The organism is Bradyrhizobium sp. IC4060 (assembly GCF_020193715.1).
GTDB classification, from domain to species: Bacteria; Pseudomonadota; Alphaproteobacteria; order Rhizobiales; family Xanthobacteraceae; genus Bradyrhizobium; species Bradyrhizobium yuanmingense.
Genome location: NZ_JADYVJ010000004.1, coordinates 142,354 through 166,718 on the forward strand (window position 1 = coordinate 142,354; position 24,365 = coordinate 166,718).

At 64.5% G+C, this 24,365-nt stretch carries 21 protein-coding genes; 17 read left to right on the forward strand and 4 right to left on the reverse strand.

All coding sequences use genetic code 11. The features are described 5' to 3' along the window. Window positions 1-9: 9 nt before the first annotated feature. Genes I6F16_RS16650 through neuB form a run of 4 tightly spaced genes read left to right on the forward strand, consistent with a single transcriptional unit; the run spans window position 10 to window position 4,486 of the window. Window positions 10-1,029 (forward strand): NAD-dependent 4,6-dehydratase LegB, encoded by a 1,020-nt coding sequence (locus I6F16_RS16650; RefSeq protein ID WP_225111915.1) that lies wholly within the window; start codon window positions 10-12, stop codon window positions 1,027-1,029. Next, window positions 1,022-2,248, forward strand: coding sequence for a LegC family aminotransferase (locus I6F16_RS16655; RefSeq protein WP_225111916.1), 1,227 nt, complete (start codon window positions 1,022-1,024; stop codon window positions 2,246-2,248). The genes I6F16_RS16650 and I6F16_RS16655 overlap by 8 nt, the downstream gene beginning before the upstream one ends. Further along, window positions 2,241-3,419, forward strand: coding sequence for a UDP-N-acetylglucosamine 2-epimerase (neuC, locus tag I6F16_RS16660; RefSeq protein WP_036029841.1), 1,179 nt, complete (start codon window positions 2,241-2,243; stop codon window positions 3,417-3,419). The genes I6F16_RS16655 and neuC overlap by 8 nt, the downstream gene beginning before the upstream one ends. After that, the gene (neuB, locus tag I6F16_RS16665; RefSeq protein WP_225173868.1) at window positions 3,416-4,486 is read left to right on the forward strand and encodes an N-acetylneuraminate synthase; all 1,071 of its coding nucleotides are present in this window, start codon (window positions 3,416-3,418) and stop codon (window positions 4,484-4,486) included. The genes neuC and neuB overlap by 4 nt, the downstream gene beginning before the upstream one ends. On the opposite strand, the gene I6F16_RS16670 is transcribed toward neuB, so the two are convergent. Beyond that, on the reverse strand, window positions 4,483-5,094 hold the full coding sequence (locus tag I6F16_RS16670; RefSeq protein ID WP_225111918.1) for an acetyltransferase: 612 nt from the start codon (window positions 5,092-5,094) through the stop codon (window positions 4,483-4,485). The two genes, neuB and I6F16_RS16670, sit on opposite strands and share 4 nt — an antisense overlap. Window positions 5,095-5,292: 198 nt before the next feature. On the opposite strand from I6F16_RS16670, the gene I6F16_RS16675 reads away from it, so the two are divergent. The 11 genes from I6F16_RS16675 (at window position 5,293) to I6F16_RS16725 (ending at window position 16,834) form a co-directional block, all read left to right on the forward strand. Next, window positions 5,293-6,342, forward strand: a complete 1,050-nt coding sequence (locus I6F16_RS16675; RefSeq protein WP_036007417.1) for a nucleotidyltransferase family protein — start codon at window positions 5,293-5,295, stop codon at window positions 6,340-6,342. Then, window positions 6,339-7,247, forward strand: coding sequence for a Gfo/Idh/MocA family oxidoreductase (locus tag I6F16_RS16680; protein ID WP_225173869.1), 909 nt, complete (start codon window positions 6,339-6,341; stop codon window positions 7,245-7,247). The genes I6F16_RS16675 and I6F16_RS16680 overlap by 4 nt, the downstream gene beginning before the upstream one ends. Next, window positions 7,244-7,945 carry an acylneuraminate cytidylyltransferase family protein gene (locus tag I6F16_RS16685; RefSeq protein WP_036007421.1) on the forward strand — a complete coding sequence of 234 codons (702 nt, stop codon included), beginning with the start codon at window positions 7,244-7,246 and terminating at the stop codon, window positions 7,943-7,945. Before I6F16_RS16680 ends, I6F16_RS16685 begins: the two co-directional genes overlap by 4 nt. A gap of 13 nt (window positions 7,946-7,958) precedes the next feature. Beyond that, a complete protein-coding gene (locus I6F16_RS16690; RefSeq protein WP_036029832.1) occupies window positions 7,959-8,780 on the forward strand; it encodes an SDR family oxidoreductase in 822 nt (273 codons plus the stop codon). A 10-nt stretch (window positions 8,781-8,790) separates the two neighbouring features. After that, window positions 8,791-10,314: a hypothetical protein gene (locus tag I6F16_RS16695; RefSeq protein ID WP_036029831.1), complete on the forward strand. Its 1,524-nt coding sequence runs from the start codon at window positions 8,791-8,793 to the stop codon at window positions 10,312-10,314. Beyond that, window positions 10,315-11,205, forward strand: a complete 891-nt coding sequence (locus tag I6F16_RS16700; protein WP_036029829.1) for a class I SAM-dependent methyltransferase — start codon at window positions 10,315-10,317, stop codon at window positions 11,203-11,205. It abuts the gene before it with no gap. Then, entirely contained in the window at window positions 11,202-12,134 is a 933-nt protein-coding gene (locus tag I6F16_RS16705) for a hypothetical protein (RefSeq protein ID WP_050996163.1), read from the forward strand. The genes I6F16_RS16700 and I6F16_RS16705 overlap by 4 nt, the downstream gene beginning before the upstream one ends. 23 nt (window positions 12,135-12,157) lie before the next feature. Continuing rightward, complete coding sequence (locus I6F16_RS16710) at window positions 12,158-13,546, forward strand: surface carbohydrate biosynthesis protein (RefSeq protein WP_225111919.1); 1,389 nt, start codon at window positions 12,158-12,160, stop codon at window positions 13,544-13,546. 4 nt (window positions 13,547-13,550) lie between these two features. Further along, a complete protein-coding gene (locus I6F16_RS16715; RefSeq protein WP_036007430.1) occupies window positions 13,551-14,954 on the forward strand; it encodes a capsule biosynthesis protein in 1,404 nt (467 codons plus the stop codon). 11 nt (window positions 14,955-14,965) lie between these two features. Then, complete coding sequence (locus I6F16_RS16720; RefSeq protein WP_036007432.1) at window positions 14,966-15,715, forward strand: glycosyltransferase family 2 protein; 750 nt, start codon at window positions 14,966-14,968, stop codon at window positions 15,713-15,715. Between the two features lie 156 nt (window positions 15,716-15,871). After that, window positions 15,872-16,834 (forward strand): UDP-glucuronic acid decarboxylase family protein, encoded by a 963-nt coding sequence (locus I6F16_RS16725; protein ID WP_036007439.1) that lies wholly within the window; start codon window positions 15,872-15,874, stop codon window positions 16,832-16,834. Window positions 16,835-16,953: 119 nt separating this feature from the next. On the opposite strand, the gene I6F16_RS16730 is transcribed toward I6F16_RS16725, so the two are convergent. Then, the gene (locus I6F16_RS16730) at window positions 16,954-19,899 is read right to left on the reverse strand and encodes a M10 family metallopeptidase C-terminal domain-containing protein (protein ID WP_225173870.1); all 2,946 of its coding nucleotides are present in this window, start codon (window positions 19,897-19,899) and stop codon (window positions 16,954-16,956) included. A gap of 286 nt (window positions 19,900-20,185) precedes the next feature. Between I6F16_RS16730 and I6F16_RS16735 the strand changes: the two genes are divergently transcribed. Both I6F16_RS16735 and I6F16_RS16740 read left to right on the forward strand, forming a co-directional pair. Further along, complete coding sequence (locus I6F16_RS16735) at window positions 20,186-20,398, forward strand: hypothetical protein (protein WP_306469137.1); 213 nt, start codon at window positions 20,186-20,188, stop codon at window positions 20,396-20,398. Window positions 20,399-20,516: 118 nt separating this feature from the next. Beyond that, window positions 20,517-21,710, forward strand: coding sequence for a CoA transferase (locus I6F16_RS16740; protein ID WP_225152443.1), 1,194 nt, complete (start codon window positions 20,517-20,519; stop codon window positions 21,708-21,710). Between the two features lie 87 nt (window positions 21,711-21,797). Here the strand turns inward: I6F16_RS16740 and I6F16_RS16745 are convergent, their stop codons facing one another. Beyond that, window positions 21,798-22,664, reverse strand: a complete 867-nt coding sequence (locus tag I6F16_RS16745) for an outer membrane protein (RefSeq protein ID WP_225173871.1) — start codon at window positions 22,662-22,664, stop codon at window positions 21,798-21,800. 169 nt (window positions 22,665-22,833) lie between these two features. Next, a complete protein-coding gene (locus I6F16_RS16750) occupies window positions 22,834-24,351 on the reverse strand; it encodes a tripartite tricarboxylate transporter permease (RefSeq protein WP_036007455.1) in 1,518 nt (505 codons plus the stop codon). Window positions 24,352-24,365 lie beyond the last annotated feature (14 nt).

The window sequence follows — 24,365 nt, forward strand, 5'->3', positions numbered from 1 at the left end:
GGGTCCGGCATGGCAGATCTGAGGGACGCCCGCGTCCTCGTTACCGGCAGCGACGGCTTCATCGGTTCGCATGTCGTCGAGGAGCTGGTGAAAGCCGGGGCCCGCGTCAAGGCGATCGTCTGCTACAACTCCTTCAACTCCTGGGGCTGGCTGGACACCGTTCCCGCCGACATCATGAAGTCCGTGGAGGTGGTCGCCGGCGACATCCGCGATCCGCATTTCATGATCGCAGCCGCCAGCGGCTGCACCGACGTGCTGCACCTGGCGGCGCTGATCGCGATTCCCTTCTCCTATGTCGCGCCCGATTCCTATATCGAGACCAATGTGCGCGGCACCGTGAACGTGCTCCAGGCCGCGCGCATGGCCGGCGTGCGGCGCTTCGTGCAGACCTCGACCAGCGAGGTCTATGGCACGGCGCAGACCGTTCCGATCAAGGAGAGCCATCCGCTGGTCGGCCAGTCGCCCTACTCGGCCTCGAAGATTGCCTCCGATCAGATGGCGCTATCGTTCCACGCCTCGTTCGACATGCCGGTCGTCGTGATCAGGCCGTTCAACACCTATGGACCGCGGCAATCGGCACGTGCGGTGATCCCCACGATCATCAGCCAGATCGCGACCGGCAAGCGCAGGATTCGTCTCGGCGCCGTCAGCCCGACCCGTGACTTCTCCTTCGTCACCGACACCGCGCGCGGCCTGATCGCAGGACTCACCGCTCCGGCCGAGCAGACCGTCGGCCAGACCATCAATCTCGGCAGCGGCTTCGAGATCTCGGTCGGCGCCACCGCGCAGATGATCGCCGACGTCATGGGGACCACGATCGAGATCGAGACCGACGAGGCGCGGCTGCGTCCCGCCAATAGCGAGGTCGAGCGCCTCTGGGCCGACAATTCCAAGGCGCGCCAGCAGCTCGGCTGGGCCCCGGAATTCGGTGGGATCGAAGGCATGCGCCAAGGCATCGTGAAGACGGTGAACTGGTTCACCAATCCCGTCAATCTCGGCCGCTACAAGGCGGACGTCTACAATGTCTGAGGCTATTGTGGAAACGGCCGCGACCAGATCCGACGTCTCTACGCGCACCTTCGATCCGAAGGCCGTGGTCGATGCCGTCCGGCGCGCCGCAGGTACGCCCAACGGCATCCTCGGCCTGCACGAGCCGGTGTTTGCCGGCAACGAGGTCGCCTATCTCGAAGAATGCATCAAGAGCACTTTCGTCTCCTCGGTCGGCCCGTTCGTCGACCGCTTCGAGCGGATGCTGGAGGAGGTGACGGGCGCCAAACGCGCGGTCGCCGTCGTCAACGGCACGGCGGCATTGCACGCCTGCTTCCGCCTCGCCGGCGTCGAGCCTGGCGACGAGGTCATCTCGCCGGCGCTGACCTTCATCGCGACCACGAACGCGATCGCCTATTGCGGGGCGGTGCCGCATTTCGTCGACAGCTCCTTCGCCACGCTCGGCATGGACCCGCGCGCCCTCGCCGCGCGGCTCGAGAGGATTGCCGAGCGAACGCCAAAGGGCGCGGTCAATCGCGAGACCGGACACCGCATAGCTGCGATCTCGCCGATGCACACGTTCGGGCATCCCGTCGAGCTCGACGAGATCGCCGCGATCGCCCGCGACTGGGGCATCGCACTGGTGGAGGACGCCGCGGAATCCTTGGGCTCGACCTACAAGGGTCACGCCGTCGGATCGCAGGCGCGGCTCGCGGCGCTGAGTTTCAACGGCAACAAGATCGTCACCACAGGCGGCGGCGGCGCCATCCTCACCAACGACGAGGAGCTCGGACGCCGCGCCAAGCATCTCACCACCACCGCGAAGCTGCCGCACAAATGGGCCTTCGTGCACGACGAGATCGGCTTCAACTACCGCCTGCCCAACCTGAACGCCGCGCTCGGCTGCGCCCAGCTCGAGCAGCTCGACGGTTTCCTGGCGAGCAAGCGCCGGCTGGCGGCAGCCTATGAGCGCGTCTTTGCGGACGTTCCTGGCGTGAGCTTCTCGCGCGAGCCCGAGGGCACCACGAGCAATTACTGGCTGAACGCGATCCTTCTCGACGAGGCCCATGCCGGACGGCGGGACGACCTGCTGACGGCGCTGAACGAAGCCGGCTTCGGCGCGCGACCGGCCTGGACCCTGATGCACCGCCTGCCGATGTTCTCGGACAGCCCGCGCGGCGATCTCGCCACCGCCGAGTCGATCGAGCGCCGCCTGATCAACCTGCCGAGCAGCGCCAGCATCAGAGCCCGCGATGAATAGCGGCACGCGAAAGATCTGCTTCGTCACCGGCAGCCGGGCCGATTTCGGGCTGCTGGTCTGGCCGATGCGCGCGATCCGCGAGACGTCAGGCTTGAGGCTCCAGCTCATCGCCACCGGTATGCATCTCGCGCCCGAGTTCGGCTATACCTTCAACGCCATCCGCGACGAGGGCTTCGAGGTCGACGAGCGCGTCGAGACGCTGCTTGCCAGCGACACCGGCGCGGGCGTTGCAAAATCGGTCGGGCTCGGCGTGATCGGCTTTGCCGACGCGTTCACGCGGCTGCAACCGGATCTCGTCGTCGTGCTCGGCGACCGCTTCGAGATGTTCGCGGCCGCACAGGCCGCGATGTTCATGCGGCTGCCGATGGCGCATCTGTTCGGCGGCGACGTCACCGAAGGCGCGGTCGACGAATCCGTCCGCCACGCCATCAGCAAGATGTCGCATCTGCATTTCACCAGCAATCAGGACTCGACGCGGCGCTTGATGCAGCTTGGCGAGCACCCAACCCGTGTCCACACCATCGGCTCGGTCGGCATCGACGCCATCAAGCATCTCGATCTGATGAACCGCGACGACATCGGCAACGCGATCGGGATGCCGCTGGGCGAGCGCAATGCGCTCGTGACGTTCCATCCGGTGACGGTCGAGGCCGGACGCTCGGTGGCCGAGCTGGATGAGCTGTTCGCGGCGCTGTCGAGGCTCGATCCCGGCTTTCGCCTCATCTTCACGCTCGCCAATGCCGATGCCGAAGGGCGCGCGCTGAACGACCGGACCAAGGCCTTCGCGGCCGGCCGGCCGAACACGATCGCGGTCGCCTCGCTCGGGCAGCTCCGCTATCTCAGCCTGATGAGCCAGGTGGACGTCGTGATCGGCAATTCGTCGAGCGGCATCCTCGAAGCGCCGTCATTCGGTGTTCCGACGGTGGACATCGGCGACCGTCAGAAGGGGCGCGAGCGCGCCGACTCGGTATTTCACGCCACGCCCGAGCGCGGCGCGATCGCCGCGGCGATCTCGCAAGCGCTTGAGCGGGGCCGCAAGGACACCGTCAATCCCTATGGCGACGGCGATTCCAGCCGGCGCTTTGCCGACATCATCGCGGCCATCCCGGATTTCGGCCAGCTCCTGAAGAAGGGCTTCTACGAAGCTCCCGCAAACGGAGCGCGGCCATGACGAGACACACGCTGATCATCGCGGAGGCCGGCGTCAATCACGACGGCAGCCTGGACAAGGCACTGGCCCTCGTCGATACTGCGGCCGATGCCGGTGCCGACATCGTCAAGTTCCAGACCTTCAATGCAAAGGCGCTGGCGGGCGGAGCGGCGAAGAAGGCCGGCTACCAGCAGCGCACGACGGACGCCGCCGAGAGCCAGCTCGCCATGCTGGAACGTCTCGAGCTGCCGCAGGCTGCACATCACACGCTGATCGCGCGCGCCGAGGAGCGCGGCATCGCGTTCCTGTCGACACCGTTCGACGACGCTTCGCTGGCCTTTCTGCTGTCGCTCGAACTGCCGCGCATCAAGATCGGATCGGGCGATCTCACCAATGCCCCGCTGCTGCACGCTGCAGCGAGGGCCGGTGCGACGCTGATCCTCTCGACCGGCATGGCGACGCTCAGCGAGATCGAGGAAGCCCTCGGCGTATTGGCGCACGGCTACGCGCAGCGCAACGATGCTGCGGGCCTCGCATCTTTCCACGCGGCGTGGCGCGATCCGGCAGCGCGCGCCGCGCTGGCGCGGCACGTCAGCCTGCTCCATTGCACGACCGAATATCCCTGCCCCATCGCCGATGTGAACCTCGCTGCGATGGCGACGATGCGGTCGGCGTTCCAGCTTCCGGTCGGCTATTCCGATCACACTGACGGTTTCGAGGTTTCGGTCGCTGCGGTCGCGCTCGGCGCGGCGGTCATCGAGAAGCACCTGACGCTGGATCGCAGCGCGCCCGGTCCCGACCACGCGGCCTCGCTCGAACCCGATGATTTCAAGCGGATGGTCGGCGCCATCCGCAATGTCGAGGCCGCGCTCGGCGACGGCGTTAAGGCACCGAGGGAGTCCGAGGTCGGGAATGTGCCGGTGGCGCGCAAGAGCATCGTGGCGGCACGCGCACTGAAGGCCGGCGAGATTATCGGCCCGGCCGACATCACCACCAAGCGGCCGGGCACGGGGCGGTCGCCGATCGAGTACTGGTCCCTGATCGGAACCGCGGCACCGCGGGCGCTCGAGCCGGATGATCCGGTCTAGCGGCGAGGCTTGGCAGGAACCCCGCGCAGCACCGAGCCGGACGGCCATGAGCCGGTGACGACAGAGCCCATCGCGACCAGCGTATCGTTGCCGATGGAAATGTGATCGCGGACACGGCTGCCGAGCCCGACGAAGCAATTGTCGCCGATCTCGGCGCCGCCGCCGACCACCGTTGCCGGCGAGAGATGGGTGTAGTGTCCAATGCGCACGTCGTGCTCGACGACCGCGCCCGAATTGATGATGCAGTGATGGCCGATCATGCTTCGCGCATTGACGATCGCGCCCGGCATGATGACGCAGCCCAGACCGATCGTTGCCGACGGCGAGACGAACGCGCGCGGATGGATCACCGACGCCCAGCGCGTCAGCTGCAGCCGGTCGATCATCTGCCGGCGCGCGGGCCCCGCCTGCATCGTTCCGACCCCGACCACGAAGGCGGCATCGGGATAGTTCGGCGCAACATCATCGGTTCCGAGATAGCGCGCATCGCCCAACGTTCCCGGCTGGCGATCGAGGAAACCGATGACGTTGAACTGGCCCGACAGAAGCGCTGCCTCGTAGACCATGAAGGCATGTTCGCCGCCGCCGATAATGATCAGATCGTCCATCGCGATTCCCCTGAGCTGCACCGATCTTAGCGGCCGGGCCCGGGCGCTTCAAACCGACCGATTGCGCCTGAAAACGCTTGAATTAACAAGGACAAGCCCGGGTCCCCTGACGGGGTTGACGCCGCCTCTCGCAGCCGCGATATAGCAGGCTCAGCCGTGGGCTGCCCACAAATCCGGCGTGTACGAGGCAGAATTGCCATGAAATCCTGGCGCAAGGCCATCGTCGGTACCCAGGCCAGTGTGGGCGAGGCCATTGCCGCGATCGAGAGCGGAAGCATCCAGATTGCGCTGGTGCTCGACGACCAGAACCGGCTGCTCGGCGTGGTCACCGACGGCGACGTCAGACGCGGACTGCTGCGCGGCATCGCCCTCACCGGGCTTGCGACCGACATCATGAACCGGACGCCGGTGTCGGCCCCTGCGACCTTGCCCCGTGAGGATCGCCTGCATTTGATGCGGCAGAGGTCGATCAAGCAGCTCCCGCTCGTCGACGAGGGCGGCCATCTCGTCGTGGTCGAGACGCTCGATGAGCTGCTCGAGCCGCGCCAGTATCAGAATCCGGTGCTGATCATGGCCGGCGGCCTCGGCGAGCGCCTGGGTGCGCTGACGCGCGACGTTCCGAAGCCGATGCTCAATGTCGGCGGCCGCCCGCTGCTCGAGACGATCGTCCGCAACGTCGTCCAGCAAGGCTTCGGCAACATCTTCATTTCGGTGAATTACAAGGCCCAGACGATCAAGGATTACTTTGCCGATGGCGTCGCCTTTGGCGCTAACATCCAGTACGTGCACGAGACCGAGCGCCTCGGCACTGCCGGTGCGCTCGGGCTGTTTGCAACACCGCCGGATCTGCCGATGATCGTCACCAACGGCGACATCCTCACCACGATCAACTACGGAGCGCTTCTCGACTTCCACAACGGAGCGCCGGCAGAAGCGACGATGGCTGTCCGCGAGCACAAGGTGCACGTCCCCTATGGGGTGGTGTCCACCACGGACGGATTTCTCCAGACCATTCGCGAGAAGCCGACCGAGAGCTGGTTCGTCAGTGCGGGCATCTATGTGATCGGCAGGTCGGTCTTCCGCCACGTCACGCGGGGCGTCAGCATCGATATGCCGACCGTGCTCGAGCGCGTGATCGCCGACAAGGGACGCGTCGCGGTCTATCCAATTCGCGAGTACTGGCTCGACATCGGCCGGCTGGAGGATTTCGAGCAGGCGCATGCGGAGTTTCACGAGGTCTTCCCGTGATCTCGACAACAGCCGTCGTGGTTGGCCTCGGCTCGATCGGCACAAGGCATGCGCGCGTCCTGCGCGAGCTCGGCCTTCGGGTCGCAACGGTCAGCCGGCGCGAAGGTGGCGACTACGGTTCGATCGCGCAGGCCGTCGCGGCGGCGCATCCGGACTACGTGGTGATTGCCACCGAGACGGCGCGCCATGCGGACCATCTGGAAGAGCTGGCGCAAACCGGCTTCCATGGCAAAGTCCTCGTCGAAAAGCCGCTTTTCGCAACGCCGGCACCGCCCCCGAAATATCCGTTTGCCCATGTCAGCGTCGGATACAATCTGCGCTTTCACCCAGTGATGACGGCGCTGGCGGACACGCTGCGCGGACGCGACGTGATCACGGTCGGCGCCTATGTCGGCCAGGACATCAGGGACTGGCGACCGGACCGCGATCACCGCACAACCGCCTCCGCCACGGCTGATGCCGGGGGCGGCGTGCTGCGGGATCTCAGCCACGAGCTGGACTATCTGCTCTGGCTGTTCGGGCCATGGCATCGCGTCGCTGCGCTTGGCGGCGCCTCCGGTGCGCGCGACATCGACGTCGACGACCACCTTGACCTGCTGCTCGATATGCAGCGGGCGCCGTCCGTCCACGTCCACATGGACTATCTCGACCGTCAGGGCGTCCGCCGCATTCGCGTCAATGTCGAGGACGACACCATCGAGGCCGATCTCGTCGGCGGCCGCCTCGCCGTCAACGGCAAGGCAAGGGAGATTCCCAGCGAGCGCGACCAGACCTACCGCGACATGCATGTCGCCGCGATGCAAGGCGCCAGTCCGGCCTGCTCCCTGCCGGAGGCCCTCGGCGTCATGCATCTGATCGACGCCAGCGAGCGCGCGTTGCGCAGCAAGACCTGGGTGTCGCCATGAGCCTTGTCTGTACCATCTGCGCGCGAGGCGGCTCGAAAGGTGTCGTCGGCAAGAACGCGCGCGATCTCCTGGGTAGGCCCGTGCTCGCGTGGAGCATCGAGCAGGCGCGCGAGACCGGCCTGTTCGACGCGATCGCCTTCAGCAGCGATTCGGACGCCTTGCTCGATGCGGCGGTGAAGGCCGGCGCCGATATCGCGGTCAAACGCCCCGACGAGATGGCGACCGACACCGCGCCGAAGCTGCCGGCGATCCGGCACTGCCTCGAGCAGGCCATAGCGCAAATGGGTCGGACGCCGGAAATTTTCGTCGATCTCGACGTCACTTCCCCGCTCAGGCTGGCCTCGGACATCACCGGTGCAGTGGCGTTGCTGCGCGAGAGCGGCGCGCGCAATGTCATCACCGGTGCGCCGGCGCGGCGCTCGCCGTATTTCAACCTCGTCGAGCAGCGCACCGACGGCAGCGTCGGCCTCTCGAAATCCGCCAATCCGCCCATCACCCGACGGCAGGACGCCCCGCGCTGCTTCGACATGAACGCGTCGATCTATGTCTGGCGGGTCGCACCGTTCCTGGAGCACCCCGCGGTGTTCTATCCGGATACGCGCCTGTTCGAGATGCCGGAAGAGCGTTCGATCGACATCGATTCGGATCTCGATTTTGCATTGGTGGAACTATTGCTCCGCCAGCGGCTGCCGGCCTGAGGAGGCGCAAGCGATGACCGCGAGCTTCAAGGCTCTGTTCGATCTGACTGGGCGGACGGCCGTCGTCACCGGCGGCTGCGGCATTCTCGGACGTCGATTTGCCGAGGGGCTTGCCGAGTTCGGCGCCAATGTCGCGATCGTGGATCTCGATCAGGCTGCGACCGACGCGGCGGCGGCCGACGTCGCCTCACGCCATGCCGTCCGGGCCAAGGGCTACGGTTGCGACATCACCAATCCCGATGCGGTGCGCAAGACGGCCGATGCAATCGAATCCGACCTCGGAGTGGTCTCGATCCTGCTCAACAACGCCGCCAGCAAGACCCGCGATGTGGACGCCTTCTTCGCCCCGGTCGAGACGTTCTCGCAGGATACCTGGCGCGAGATCATGTCGGTCAATCTCGACGGTATGTTCACCGTCGCGCAGGTGCTCGGCGGCCGGATGGCCGAGCGCGGCTATGGTGCGATCGTGCAGACCGCCTCGATCTACGGCCTGATGGCACCCGACCAGCGCATCTACGACGGCTCCGAATATCTCGGCCGCGCCATCAACACGCCGGCGGTCTATACGGCGTCCAAAGCCGGCGTCATCGGCCTGACCAAGCACCTCGCGACTTACTGGGCTGCGAAGGGCGTTCGGGTCAACACGCTCACCCCGGGCGGGGTGGAGAGCGGCCAGAACGAGACCTTCAAGGCGCGCTACGGTGCTCGCGTCCCGCTTGGCCGCATGGCGCGGGCGGATGAGATGGTGGGGACAATGCTGTTCCTGGTGTCCGACGCGGCCTCCTATGTGACCGGGCAGAACATCGCCGTCGATGGCGGATTGAGCGCCTGGTAACCAAACACCGATGATCAAGCGCCTAATCCAGAACACGGTGATTTCGGCGTTTGCCTTCGGCGTGGCCGCCTTGCTGGGCCTCGCAGTCATTCCGCTGATCATCGGTACCTGGGGGGTGACCGAGTTCGGCCTCATCGTCATCTCGCGACTGCTGCTTCCCAGTGGCATGATGGCGGTGCTGGACCTCGGCCTGTCCGAAGTCGCCACCCAGGTCGTCGCGCGCGCGCGCGAGCACCGTAACTGGACCCAGGCCAGCCGCCAGATCGCCTTCCTGGCCGCGGCCTCCATCGCTCTTGCCTTGATCCTCAGCGCCGCGATCTGGCTCGCGACGCCGCTGTTCGTCATCGCGATGAAAGTTGACGCCGCACACCTCGATACGTTCGCCCGCATCATGCATTACACGGCCCTCGCGAATCTGATCTTCGTTCCGGCGCTGGTGTGGGAAGGCATTGTCAAAGGCTTCGAGCGCTACAACCTGCTCCGCGCCGCCGAGGTCACGTCGACGGCGGCCTATGTCGGCCTGACATTCGCAGCATCGTGGGCGGCGGCAGGCTTCGAGGTGGTCGCCTACATCTATCTCGCCACCCTGGTGGCCCGCGCCGTCGTCATCGGTATTGCCGCCTTCGTCGCCCTGCGGCACAAGCACGTGCGATTGCTGCCCTGGACCCGGGACATCCGAAAGGACATTCTGCATCGTTGCCTGCTGCTGCTGCAAGGCAAGCTGATGGGCGGCATTTCCGGACCGTTTCAACCGTTCCTGATCGGATTGCTGTTCGGCCCCAGGGCCGTCGGCACCTACGACGCGCTGGTACGATTGTCGCGGCTCTCCAAGGTTGTGGTCAGTCTCCTGACTTCCGCTCTGCTTCCGGTTGCCAGTCGGCTCGACGAGCGCGGCAGCGCCGCGTCGTTCCAGCGCCTCGGCGACCTCGGCGTCGTCATGATGCCGATGTTCGTCGTACCGCCGCTCGCCAGCACCGCTATCCTTTCGCCTCAAATCATGGAGATCTGGATCGGCCCGCTTCTTGCGCCCTACGCGTTCTGGATGGGCCTCAGCTTCCTGGTTCCGATCTGCGCGCAATATGTGGCAACCGGCAGCCTGATCTTCCTGACGCGGCCCGAGGTGCAGGCCAAGCTCAACCGGCTGGTGGCCGTTCAGCTTCTGATCTGGGCGGCGATCTCCGCCGCGACACTGCATTTGTTCGCGGAACGCGCCCTGATACTTGGCCAGGTCATCGGCAGTATCGCCGTGCTTCCCTTGCAGTTGAGAGAGTTGCGCAGTGCACTCGAGCTCGATCGCAATCAGTTCGCGAAGATGATCGGAACCCAGTTCGCAATCCTCCTCCTGGCAAGCGTTTTTCTAGCAACAATTGCAGGTTACATTCGGTTCGACAGCGTGCTAAAGCTCGCGCTCGGTTCCATGGTTTTCTGTCTGGTGACCTGGGTGCTCCAATACTTCCTGGTGCTGGAGAAGCGGCACCGGAGTGTATTTCCCGCCGTCGGGCAATTGATGGGACTGACATCCAAAAGCAGTTGAATGAACATCCACGCGACAGATACGAAAGCGGTCACTCCAGGGTTCGCTCCGGCGTCTTTGTCGGACAAGGCCATGAGCTATGCTATCGACGCAGCAAGGAGCATTGGCCGTCTTGCCTTGCGCCGCGTGAAGCGCACGGCCGACATCGTCGATTCCGAGTATAATCTGACGCATTGGCAGCGGATGCTGTCAGAAAAGAAATGGACCAAGGCTGCCAACGTCGACGAGTTCCTGATACAGAAGAACCCCGCGCTGGGTCTTCGCAAGGTGGACAATCAGATTTGCAGGACCGCGGCTGACGACTACTATCGCTATCGCGCCAGAGCCCTCGCCGACCTGCTGGCACGGCATACTGGTGGCGCCACGGAGGTCATCGAACTCGGCGCGGGCTGCGGCATCAATCTGCTGTCGCTTCACCTCAGTCATCCCGACTGGAGGCTCCGCGGGTTCGACATCGCGCCGAACGGCATTGCTGCGGGCCGGGAGATCGCAGCACATTTTGGCCTTTCGGACCGGATATCGCTCGACAAAATCGACCTGACCGACAGCAACGACCCGAACTATTCCGCCATCAAGGATCAGGTCGTCTTCACGTACTTCTGCATCGAGCAAATCCCTTATGACGTGCGCAAGGTGGTGGACAACATCATTGCTGCGAGGCCAAAGCGCGTCATCAACATCGAGCCGACGACGGAGCTACTGAATCTCTCGAGCCCCCGAGATATCGTCAGCTTCCTCTACATCCGTTCGGTCGACTACCAGACGCAGCTGTTCTCGACGCTCGACGATTACGAGCGGCAGGGCCGCCTCCGCGTCCTGGCGCGCGAACGAATGCCGTTCGCGCCGACGATCCACAATGATGGTTTTTTGTATTGCTGGGAGCCCACATGACAGCCATCGACACGACGACTGATCGGCCCGCCCCGAGCAAGCCAAAGGTCAGCCAATTCCGTCGCCTCCTGTGGCATGTCAATCGCACTGATCTTGGATGGGCGATAAAGGCAGCTCTGACCACCTTGCAGTTGCCAGCGCGCGCCAAACGCATCGAGCTCCTCAATCGGCTTCCCTCGAAGCCCGAATGGTCCGAGGCGAGCCGCAAGCTGGCGGCGGACGGGTATGTCGACGTGTCCGAGCTCGTGGACCGCAGCCTCGCTGAAGCGGTCGCTGCGGTGGGCGAGGCCAAGGTGAGCCGGCTGAACGAACTTACCGGCAAGCAGCAGCTCGGGCATAAGTCCTTCTGGGTCAGTCTGCTGGACGAAGACCTCGTCAACGGCGCATTCGCGACCGACCATCCTTTCGTGCGCTACGCCCTACAACCGGCTGCACTGCGCATCATCGGCGACTTCATGCACGATCTGCCACAATTGTCGGACGTATTGCTGACGCTGTCGCAACCCACTCCGAACCAAGCACTGAGTTACTCTCAGCTGTGGCATCTGGATCACGACGACAAGCGCGTGTGCAAGCTCTTCATCTATCTCACCGATGTAAGGGACACGGCCGACGGTCCGTTCACGTTCATCCCGGCCGGCCCGTCGAGGCCTTTCCGCAACACGCTGAAGAGCCACATGAGCGACGCACAGGTGTTCGCCAAGACCGGTCCTGACGCGGTCAAGGAAATGATCGCGCCGCGCCTGTCTTCCTTCATTGTGAACACGGCCCGCTGCCTGCACATGGGAAGCCGAATTCAGTCGGATCACAACCGCCTCCTCTACACGGCAACCTACATCCAACAGCCGCGCATCTTCCCCGAGCCGCCGCCGCGCTTCCGAGCGGCCGGCGCGCTGACGGAGCTCGAGCGCGCAGTAATGCGGCTCTGACGCGGCCGGCCGGGAGTCACATCTTGCGCATAGGCCTGGTGGTCGATCACCCCAAGCGTGACTTGCCGGGGGCGGTCATGCTCGGTTATCAACTCGCGCGACGCGGGGTCTCGGTCGTGCTGGTGCCGATGTACGAGCAGGCCGTCGATGTCCCACGGCTCGGGCTGGACGCACTGGTCGTCAACTACGCGCGTGCCGTCAATCTCGACCTGATGCGCAGCTTCGCCAAGGCGGGCCTCGCGCTTTACGTGCTCGATACCGAGGGCGGCGTGCTCGCCGAGAAAGGCGGCAATTCGCCACCGGCTATGGCGGCCCACATCAAGGGCAGCGGCTACGCGGACATCCTGACGGGCTATTTCTTCTGGGGCAGCCGGCTGCACGACGCCTTTCTCGCCGCCGAAACGATGAAGCCGGAGCAGCTTCACCTCACCGGATGCCCGCGCTTCGACTTTGCAGCCCCACGCTGGCGCACGCTGCTCGACGGCGAGCCGCGCGGCTACCTGCTCGTCAACGCCAACTTTCCGCTGGTCAATTCACGCTTCACCGGCAGGCCGGGCGGCGAGCGCGAAGCGATGGTGCGGGCCGGCTGGGACGGCACCTATGTCGATCGCTTCATCGCGGACCTGAAGCAGGTCTTCGCGAGCTATCTCGGCGAGATCGACCGGCTTGCCGCAGCGCGCCCCGACCGCAACATTCTCGTGCGACCGCACCCCTTCGAGAGCGAAGACGTCTACCGCAGCGCGCTCTCGCGCCACGCCAACGTCCTGATCGACGGCACCGGCAGCGTGCTCGACCGCATCCGCAATGCGGCCGCCGTCATTCATCTCAATTGTGGAACGGCCGTGGAATCGGTCCTGCTCGGCAAGCTCCCGCTCCAGCTCGAATACCTGAACACGCCAACGACCGCCGGCCATGCCGCGCTGCCCGCACGCGTGAGCCGGCCGGTCGCCTCGTTCGACGAGCTGCTTAGCGCCATCGACCATATCGAGCGCGAGACCGAGGCCTTCGATTTCGCCCGCGTTCACGCCGCCGATATCGAGGCATTCTTTCACCTGAACGACGGGCAAGCCGCCGAACGCGTCGCCGACGTCCTGACGCGCGCGCTGAACGCGCGCCGGCCCTACGTATCGCTGCTTGCCACCATGAAGGGCACGCGCGACAAGCCGAGCATCGGCCAGATCATCAAGGGCGCCGCCAGCGCCGCGCTCGGCTCGGCCGTCACCGAGCGGCTTCGCAGCCAATTCAATCCGGCCCGTCGCGACAAGCGGATCGCACCGTCCATCGTCCAGCCCCTGCTTCAGCGCATTGCCGCGCACGATCAGGCGAGCCCGTCGCAATATACGGCAAGGCGCGCACATTGCGCGATGACGGGCTTGCCGCTCGCGAGCATTGCGATCGAACACGCCCAATAGAGCCATGACAGCATCTGCGAAGACCATTCTCATCACCACGCTTGCCGAATACCAGACGCGGTTCTGGATTCCGGTGGCGCAACGCTTGCGCGCGGCAGGCCATGACGTGGAGCTGCTTGCCTTCGACGATCGCAGTGCCGAGATGTCGGTAGCCGAGGGCGTGCCGGTCACAAACATGTATCGCGAAGGCCTCAAGGCCGGCCCGTCGCCCGACGATCGCGGCGCCTTCGATACGCGCGTCGCATCTTACGGGTTGGACGGAACGAACTTCCTGTTCAGCCATGAGCGCTTCACTTTCGGGATCCGCGATAGCGCCGCCTTGCGCCGCCGCTTCATGATCTACTCCAACGCGATGGAGACGGTGCTCGACCGGCTGGAGCGGCAAGGCAAGCACTCGGAGCTGGTGCAGGAGCTCGGCGGCTTTCTCTCGGTGATCGCGAGCTTCTACGCCGCAAGGCGCCGCAACATCCGCAACTGGTTCATCGAGCCGTCGTTCTTTCGCGGCCGCATGTATTTCACGCCCGACACGCTCGGCGCGCCCGACGTGATGCCGACGCCGGCGGACACGGTGTCATCCGAGGTCCGCGCCTATCTCGACGATACGCTGACGCAGCGCGCGATCGTCATTCCCAAGAAGGACCAGCATCATTATTCGGCGGCCTTCAAGAAGGTCGTCAATTTGCGCAACGCCAATCGTCTCGTCGAAAAGCTCTGGGACCAGTTCGCGCTCGGCAAGCACCAGGAATTCGGGCACAATCTGCGTCACGCTCAGGTGCATGCCGCGATGGCGCTTAACGCGACGCGGTTGCGCAAGCTCTACCAGCCGCTTCCCCAAACGCCCTTCGTCTACTATCCGTTCCACGTTCCGGCAGATATGGCGCTGACGCTTCGCTCGCCGGACTATCTCGACCAGGTTGCGACCGTCGACTTCCTGCTGCGCACGATCCCGGATTCGCATGTGCTGGTGGTGAAGGAGCATCCTGCCCAGATCGGGGCAATCTCGGCCGCCCGCCTGTTCGAGCTCGCGCGCCGGTTCGACAATTTCGTGCTGTTGCCGCCGCAGACCAACAATTACACTGTGCTCGATCGCGCCGCTGCCGTCGTCTCCGTCAACAGCAAGTCGGGCGCCGAAGCGCTGCTGCTCGGCAAGCCGGTGGTGGTGATGGGCGACGCATTCTACCGCTCCTGTCCGCTGGTCTATGCGGTCGATCGTCTGGCCGACGTACCCGCACGGTTGCGCGCGGCGCTCGCCGCCGGGCCGTTCGATCCCGCCAAAGGCGCGCCCTATTTCGAGTCGGCCTGGCGACGGTCTTATCCGGGCGAGCTCTATGTCAGCGACACCAAGCTGCTCGACACCTTTGCGGCCTCCTTGCGTACCGCAATCGCCGCGCCTGACCGCGCGAACTGAACGGACCCGTCATGCCGCTCGTTTCGATCATCACTCCATCCTGGAACGTCGAAGGCCTGATCGAGGAGACGATCCGCTCGGTGCAGAGCCAGACATTCACAGATTGGGAGCTCTTGATCGCCGACGACTGCTCGACGGACAAGACCCCGCAAATCATCGCCGGCATCGGCGAGCGCGATCCGCGCGTCAAGCTGATCCGGCAGGCGAAGAATGGCGGCCCGGCGCTGGCGCGACAGGCCGCGATCGACCAGGCGAAGGGCCGCTATCTCGCCTTCCTCGACAGCGACGATCTGTGGCTGCCCGAGAAGCTCGAGCGGCAGCTCGCCTTCGCAAAGGCAAAGCAGGCCGCACTCAGCTACACCGCCTTTCGCCGCATCAACGACACCAACACGGTGACTGGCCGGCTGATCGAGGTGCCGGCCTCGCTCGCCTATGGGCAGCTCCTGAAGAACACTGCGATCGCGACGCTGACCGCGATGGTCGACCGCGAGATCGCAGGTCCCGTCGCGATGAAGAACGAGGGCTACGACGATTTCTGCCTGTGGCTCTCGATCCTCAAGCGCGGCCATACCGCACACGGCCTCAACGAGGATCTGGCCCGTTACCGGGTCAGAGGCTCCTCGGTCTCCAGTCGTCCGCTGCGCTCGGCCAAATGGGTCTGGCAAATCTATCGCAACGTCGAGCAGCTCTCCTTGCCCCGGTCCGCCTGGTGCTTTGCCCATTGGGGGGCGCGGGCCTGGCTGAAACGGCGGGAATTCTAAAGGTATGGCGGGACCCGGCTGGAAAGAAATGCCAAAACAACCCCATGCACAGTAGGGGTACTATAACACCTCCATCCAAACCCATTTGGCTATTGGCGAGTCCGGCCGTTGCCGATACCACTCAGCCTGCTCCCCGCGGACAATCTGGAACCGATCATGCCGTTTGAAAACTACAGGAACAGCCGCATCCTCGTGACCGGGGGCGCCGGGTTCATCGGTTCGCACCTCTGCGAGCGGCTGCTGGATGCCGGCGCCGAGGTGGTGTCCGCGGACAATTATTTCACCGGCAGCCGACGCAACATCGCCCATCTGATCGCAAATCCGCTGTTCGAGGCGGTCCGGCACGACGTCACCTTCCCGCTCTACATCGAGGTCGATGCGATCTTCAACCTGGCCTGTCCGGCCTCACCGATCCACTACCAGCGCGATCCCGTGCAGACCACCAAGACCTCGGTGCACGGCGCCATCAACATGCTGGGACTCGCCAAGCGGCTCAAGGCGCGCATCTTCCAGGCTTCGACCAGCGAGGTCTATGGCGATCCGCTGATCCACCCGCAGACCGAGGATTACTGGGGCAACGTCAACCCGATCGGCATCCGTTCCTGCTACGACGAGGGCAAGCGCTGCGCCGAAACGCTGTTCTTCGACTACTGGCGCCAGCACAGCCTGCCGATCAAGGTCGCGCGCATCTTCAACACCTACGGCCCGCGCATGCAGCCAAATGACGGTCGCGTGGTCTCGTCCTTCATCGTCCAGGCGCTGAAGGGCGAGCCGATCAGCGTGTTCGGTGACGGCGGCCAGACCCGCTCGTTCTGCTATGTCGACGATCTCGTCGAGGCCATCATGCGGTTGATGGTGACTGGGGAAGACGTCACCGGCCCGATCAATCTCGGCAACAATTCCGAGTTCACGATTCGCGAGCTCGCCGAAAAGGTCATCGAGCTCACCGGCTCGCGCTCCAAGCTCGAGTTCAAGCCGCTGCCGCAGGACGACCCGCGTCAGCGCCAGCCCGACCTCGCCAAGGCGAAGGCCGTGCTGAACTGGGAGCCGAAGGTTGCGCTCGAAGACGGGCTGAAGGAGACGATCGCTTACTTCAAGCACTCGCTCGAAATCGCCTGATCCCGCTCGCGGGCCATTCCCGTCACTGCGGATAGCTGCAATTTAGTAGCCAGGATGGGACATCGGCGAACCAAGACAGAGATGTTTGCCGGAGAAGCCTCGCGGAAACGACATCGCCTTCAGGTCAGCTGGAAATCGAAATCGTGACGGGCCTGGAGAAAGTCGGCCAGAATGTCGATTGCAGCCGTGCCGTGACTGTCCGCCGGTGGAGTCCACTGATCCGACGCGGTCCACGGATCGGCTGGTGCCGGGATAAAGTCCGGCGGCTCGGATGGAGCAGTCAGCGACGCCCCGCTTTGGGTGAAATCGAACGCGAAACCATCACCGGACGTCGGCGCAGCGCCCACCGTGCCGTCGCCGTTGAGGTCCTGCTGGAGCGTCGGCTCCAACGCTTTCAGAGACGGATCGGACCCGAGCACTTCCGGAGCCGCGGCAAGGGTGGTCAGGAAGTTGCCGTTCGCGTCCGTGCTCCAGACGGAATAATGGGCGTTCGCCGAGTTCTTCCAGACCACGTCGTAGCCACCGCCCGACACCTTCTCGGCGCCGATCACCGACCAGGTGCCCCAGTTCGCTGTGATCACCGCAGAGCCTGCATACTTCAAGGTCGGCCCGGTACCCGTCGCGATGCTCTCGAGATGGTAGTTGCCGGTGGATGAAACAACGCGCGTCGATCCAAACGCCTCGATCGTGGTGCTGACGGCAGCAGCGACGCCGATCGTCCCGTCACCGTTCAGATCTTGCTGCAGCGTCGGCTCCAGCGTCATCAGCGATGGATCGGTTCCCAGCATTTGGGGGGCCGAACCCAGCGTGGTCAGGAAGTTGCCGTTGCTGTCCGTGCTCCAGACGGAATATTGCCCGCCTGCCGAATCCTTCCAGACCACGTCATAGCTGCCGCCCGACACCTGCTCGGCGCCGATCACCGACCAGGTGCCCCAGTTCGCTGCGATTACCGCAGAGCCGGCATATTTCAAGGTCGGCCCCGTACCCGTGGCGATGCTCTCGAGATGGTAGTTGCCGCCGGATGAAACCAGACGCGTCGATCCAAGCGCCTCGATTGTGGCGGTGACGGCAGCAGGGACGCCGATCAGACCGTCACCGTTCAGATCTTGCTGCAGCGACGGCTCAAGTGTCTTCAGGGACGGATCGGTTCCCGACATTTGGGGGGCCGAACCCAGCGTGGTCAGGAAGTTGCCGTTGCTGTCCGTGCTCCACACGGAATATTGCCCGCTCGCTGAATCCTTCCAGACCACGTCATAGCCGCCGCCCGACACCTGCTCGGCGCCGATCACCGACCAGGTGCCCCAGTTCGCTGCGATCACCGCAGCGCCCGCATATTTCAAGGTCGGCCCCGTACCCGTCGCGATGCTCTCGAGATGGTAGTTGCCGCCGGATGAAACGAGGCGCGTCGATCCAAGCGCCTCGATCGTGACGGCAACAGGGAAGCCGATCAGACCGTCACCGTTCAGATCTTGCTGCAGCGTCGGCTCGAGCGCCTTCAGGGATGGATCGGTACCCAGCATTTGGGAGGCCGAACCCAGCGTGGTCACGAAGTTGCCGTTGCTGTCCGTGCTCCACACGGAGTATTGCCCGGTGGCCCCTTCCTTCCAGACCACGTCATAGCCGCCGCCTGACACCTTCTCGGCGCCGATCACGGACCAGGTACCCCAATTCGCTGCGATCACCGCAGAGCCCGCATATTTCAAGGTCGGTCCGGTACCCGTCGCGATGCTCTCGAGATGATAGTTGCCGCCGGAGAGAACGAGACGCGTCGATCCAAGCGCCTCGATCGTGGTTGTCACCAAGCCGGAACTTGCGAAGGTACCATCGGTGAATTGGAAGTACTCCACACCCACGGCAGTGTCGGTGCCGTCGGGCAAGCCGGAACGTTGATCGACGATCGTGAATGTCTGCGTCGCCACGTCGTACGAAATCAGGTAGTTGGCCCGGCTGCCCGAATATACCGCCGTGTCCGTGCCGGTGCCGCCATTGATACTATCGTTGCCCGCACCGCCCGTGATGGTGTCGTTGCCGCCAGCGCCGTTCAGCGTGTTGGCGACGACGTTGCCGATGATCGCGTCGTTGCCGGACCCGCCGATGGAGTTGTCGATGTAGGAGCGCGCGTCGCCGTTGTAGAGATAGGCGTTGTAGACGTTGCCCGATGCATAATGGCCATTGCCGAGATAGGCCAGCTGCACGGAGGAGAACACCGACGAGGCGCCGGGATTGAGGTTGATGCTCAGGTTGGTCGTGTAGTTGGACAGGTCGTAGGTATCGACGCCGCCGCCGTCCCAGACGGTCTCGTAGATGCGATTGGCCGAGCCGCCGACGCCGCCGCCCGGCGCGAGCTGCCCGACGCCATTGATGAACTGCTGCCCCGTGGTCGGATTCCAGGTGTAGACGGTGTTGCTGCTCTGCGTCGTGTAATCGGCGCCGTACATCGTCTGGAGCGCGAGGATATCGTTCGCCATGTAGGTCTGCGAATATCCGTAGGCTTCGTTGGTGTAGCCGCCCGTGGTCGAAGCGCCGACATAGCTGCGATAGCTCATGACGGTGTATTCGCTGCTGTCATGCGCGCTCGGCACCGCAACGTTACCGGGGCCGCCGGCCTCCTGGCTGTGCTTGAGGCCGATCGCGTGTCCGAGCTCGTGCAGCGCAGTGGTGAAGTAGTAATTGCCGAGCTTGGCCAGCGAGAAATTGTATTGAGTCCCGAACCAGATGTCGCCGCCGGGTGCATAATTGCCGGGATAGTAGGCGTAGGCGGTCGGATTGGCGGCCGACGACTGCGCGATCATGAGGTCGGCGCCGTTGGTGCCCGCATATTGGATGTTGGCGTTGGTGTAGCTCAGGATCAATCCGACGGCGTAGTTGATCGCCGCCTGGATCTGCGTGGGCACCGAGGCAAAGCCCGAGGTGGTTGGCTCGCCGCTGCCGCCGGAATAAGGATTCGAATAGTCGCTCGGCGCGTCAGGAAAGCTGTAGGTGATCGTGCCCGACCATTTGACGCCGGACAGCAGGCCGTCAATCTCGGCATTGTTGGTGGCACTGACATAAACGGCGGTGGCCAATGGACTCTCCAAACAACGCGTCGTGTGATTCGCCGCGGGGGCACATGATTCTAGCTAGAGAGTTAAACGTTTGGTTTAAATGGGGCAGCGGCGTTTGCGCTGCTCCCATAATGCCGTGTTAGCCATTAAATCCCGTAGTCATACGGAACGGCAGCATAGAGTTTCGTTCCCGGAACACCGTGGTTTGCAGGGTTTCATGAAACGACGCACACTCCCGGCCAGCCTGTTTGGCGCCTTGATTGCGCTTGCTGGACTGTCCCAACAACCTCTCGGAGGACTGCCCGTGATGGTGGAGAAGGCCAAGGCAGACGACAGCAGCAAGCGAGGGCGCGCGCCCTCCATGCCGATGGCGCGAGATCCTGCCGCTGCGGTGGCAGAGGAATATGAAGCTGCCCGCCGGAAGGGAACGCGGGAGGCCCTTGAACTCTTCATTGCGCGCCATGGCGATGATCCCCTTGCCGCGCAGGCGCGGGCCGAATTGAAGCGCCTGTCGCGCTGATCTCGCAGACAGCGCCTCAGGCAAGGCATTTCAGCAGGCGGCATCGGCGCCGGCCCGGCTTGTCGCGTGATCTCTGGGCACTATGGTAGGCGCCCAATCTGTCCCGGAGCCTTTCACGATGCCCTTCCCGCATGCCTCGGAAGCCCTGTCGCGCTTCACCGTGCTCGATCTGACCCGTGTCCGCTCCGGGCCGACCTGCGTGCGGCAGCTCGCCGACTGGGGCGCCAACGTCGTCAAGATCGACGCGCTGACCGAGGATGCCGGCGGCGAGCAGCCGGGCGGGCCGCGGCGCGGTTCCGACTTTCAGAATTTGCACCGCAACAAGCGGGCAATGACGCTGAACCTGAAGGACGAGCGCGGGCTCGCGGTGTTCAAGCGCCTCGCCGTCAAGGCCGACGTCGTGGTCGAGAATTTCCGGCCCGACGTGAAGAAGAAGCTCGGCATCGACTACGACAGCCTCGCCGCGATCAACCCGCGCATCGTCTATGGCAGCATCTCCGGCTTCGGCCAGGACGGCCCCTACCACAAGCGGCCGGGCTTCGATCAGATCGCGCAAGGCATGGGCGGGCTGATGTCGATCACCGGCGCGCCGGGCGAAGGCCCGATGCGGGTCGGCATCCCCGTCGCCGACCTCAGTGCCGGTCTGTTTTGCGCGATGGGCATCCTCACCGCCCTGCTCGAGCGCGAGGTCTCGGGCAAGGGCCAGTGGGTGCAGACCTCGCTGCTGCAGGCCCAGATCTTCATGCTCGACTTCCAGGCCGCGCGCTGGCTGATGGAGAAGGAGGTCGCCAAGCAGGCCGGCAACAACCATCCGACCAGCATTCCGACCGGCGTGTTCAAGACCTCCGACGGCTACATCAACATCGCCACCACGGGCGGGCGGATCTGGGAGCGCTGTGCGCAGGCGATCGGCGCGCCGGAGCTCTACACTCATCCCGACTATGCGACGGCTCCCGCCCGCTCCAGGAATCGCGATGCGCTCAACGCCGAGATCGAGAAGCGCACCGTGACGAAGTCGACCGAGACCTGGGTCCGCGAGCTCAACGAGGCCGGCGTGCCCTGCGGGCCGATCTACGCCATCGACCAGATGTTCGAGGACGCGCAGGTCAGGCATCTCGGCATTGCGCAGGACGTGCCGAACGATGAAGGCCGGGATATCCGCCTGGTCGGCCAGCCCGTGACGCTGTCGCGCACGCCGAGCAGGATGGTGGCGCGGCCGCCGGAATTCGGCGAGCAGACCGACGAAGTGCTGAAGGAGTTCGGCTTCGGCGCGGACGAGATCGCAGGGCTCAGAGACGCGAAGGTGGTGTGAATCTCGCGCGCCCCGTCTGCAACGACAAAGCCCGGCGCGAGCCGGGCTTTGCTTCTTATTGACGCCTTCTTGATCTCAGTACTTCGCTTAGTACTTCGCGACCACCGGGCCACCAAATTGATAGTTGATGCCGGCGCGCAGGATGTGGTCGGTGAAGCGGGAGGAAGCACTGGCCGCAATCGTGGGCAACGGCGCCAGCGAGAACGGACCTGACGAGAACCGGCCGAGATCCACATAGAGATATTCGAGCTTGGCGCTCCAGTTCTGAGTGATCTTGCCTTCCACACCCGCACCCACGGTCCAGCCGACGCGGGTATCCGACGAAGAGCTGGTCGAGGCGACCGCGACACCAGCCGGCGTGAAGCCGGAGATGGTGCCCGTGGTCTTGATCTCGCCGAAGGCCACGCCGCCGGTGCCATAGAACAGCACTTTCGGTGTCGCCAGAAAGCCGACGCGGCCGCGCACCGTGCCGAACCATTGCAGATGCTGGTCGAGCGTCAGAGTGGTGCCGACAGCAGCGCCGGGGGGCAGAAAGGTCAGGCCCGGAAGACAGGCGCCGCCTGCAATGCTGGTGGGGGCGCAGTTGAAGCCGGCGCGGCCCTTCTCGTCCGACCAATTCAGGTCGCCCTCGATGCCGAACACCCAATTCGTGCTCTGCCAGTTGTAGCCGGCCTGGCCACCGGCGACGGCACCGTTCATGTCGAACGAGGCGCTGGTGACGGATCCGGCCGGCGGCACGATCACCGCACCGGTCGCCGTGTTGGTGTAGGTGACGTCGGTGCGCGAACGGCCCCAGCTGTAGCCGCCGTTGGCGCCGACATAGAAGCCCGTCCAGCTCCAGACCGGATCGACGATAGGCGCCTTGACATACGGCTTTGCCGCGAGATCGGCGGCCAGCGCGCCCGTGGCAAACAGCGACATCGCAGCCGCCATTCCAATCACTATCCGCTTCATGGAGAATTCCCCCTTGCACGATCTTGTGATCGAAATATACGCGCATCCTCACCCAAGAGCTGTGCCGCCGCGGCAACATTCGGAAACAATCGGAGGTCGCGCTGGCATCCCGACTAGAAAGCCACCTTCGACATAAGCTATTGATTTGATAGAATATTTCTCCACCATCCTAAGGCGATGTCGCCCTGGTCCCATGCGTCAACCCGACACGGGCGAGGAGATTGTCGATCACCGGCCAGAACAGCAGCAGAATCGCCAGGGTCGTGATCGAGCCGACCAGGCCGTTCGACCAGAACACCTTCAGGGTGCCGCCGGAGCCGATCATCGACAGGCGGAAGGCATCCTCGGCACGGTTGCCGAGCACGAGCGCCAGGGTGAACGGCGCCAGCGGAATGCCGATCTTCTTGAAGACGTAACCGACCACGCCGAAGCCCAGCATCAGCCAGATGTCGAACATCGCGTTCTGGATGGCATAGGCGCCGATCGCGCAGGACACCACGATCATCGGCGCCACCGCCGCGAACGGCACGCGCAGGATCGAGGCGAAGATCGGCACCGTCGTCAGCACCAGCACGAGGCCGACGACGTTGCCGAGATACATCGAGGCGATCAGGCCCCAGACGAAATCCTTGTGCTCGACGAACAGCAGCGGCCCCGGATTGAGACCCCACACCATCAGCCCGCCGAGCAGAATCGCGGCCGTGCCCGAGCCGGGAATGCCGAGCGCCAGCATCGGCAGCAGCGCCGAGGTGCCGGAGGCATGCGCCGCCGTCTCCGGCGCGAACACGCCTTCGATGCGGCCCTTGCCGAAGCCCTCGGGCTCCTTGGCGAAGCGCTTTGCCAGATTGTAGCCCATGAAGGAGGCCGCGATCGCACCGCCAGGGGTGATGCCGAGCCAGCAACCGATGAAAGAGGAGCGCAGCAGCGTCACCCAGTATTTCGGCAGATCCTTCCAGACGCCGAGGACGACGCGCAGCGAGATGCTAGCCGCATGCCCGCGCAGCGCAAGGCGCTCCTCCATCGTCAGCAGGATCTCGCTGATGCCGAACAGGCCGATGACGGCGACCAGGAAGTTGATGCCGCGCAAGAGCTCCGGCGAGCCGAAGGTCATGCGCAGACTGCCGGACACCGTATCCATGCCGATGCCGGCCAGCAGCAGGCCCAGCGACATCGAGATGACGGTCTTGTGCTTGGCTTCGCGCCCGAGGCCGACGAAGGAGCAGAAGGTGAGGAGATACACCGCGAAGAACTCGGGCGGGCCGAATTTCAGCGCAAAGGACGAGATCATCGGCGCGAGGAAGGTGATCAGGAGCACCGCGACCAGCGAGCCGACGAAGGAGGAGGTGAACGCCGCAGTCAGCGCCTCCGCCGCCCTGCCCTGCTGCGCCATCGGATAGCCGTCGAAAGTGGTCGCGACCGACCAGGCTTCGCCCGGGATGTTGAACAGGATCGAGGTGATGGCACCGCCGAACAACGCGCCCCAATAGATGCAGGACAGCATCACGATGGCCGAGGTCGGGTCCATCGTGAAGGTCAGCGGCAACAGGATCGCAACGCCGTTGGGACCGCCGAGCCCGGGCAGCACGCCGACGAAGATGCCGAGCACCAGCCCGACCATCATGAGCACGAGCGTCTTCCACGTCAGCAGGACGGCAAAGCCGTGGAGCAGGAGACCGAGAGCTTCCATCGCGCGGGGGCTCC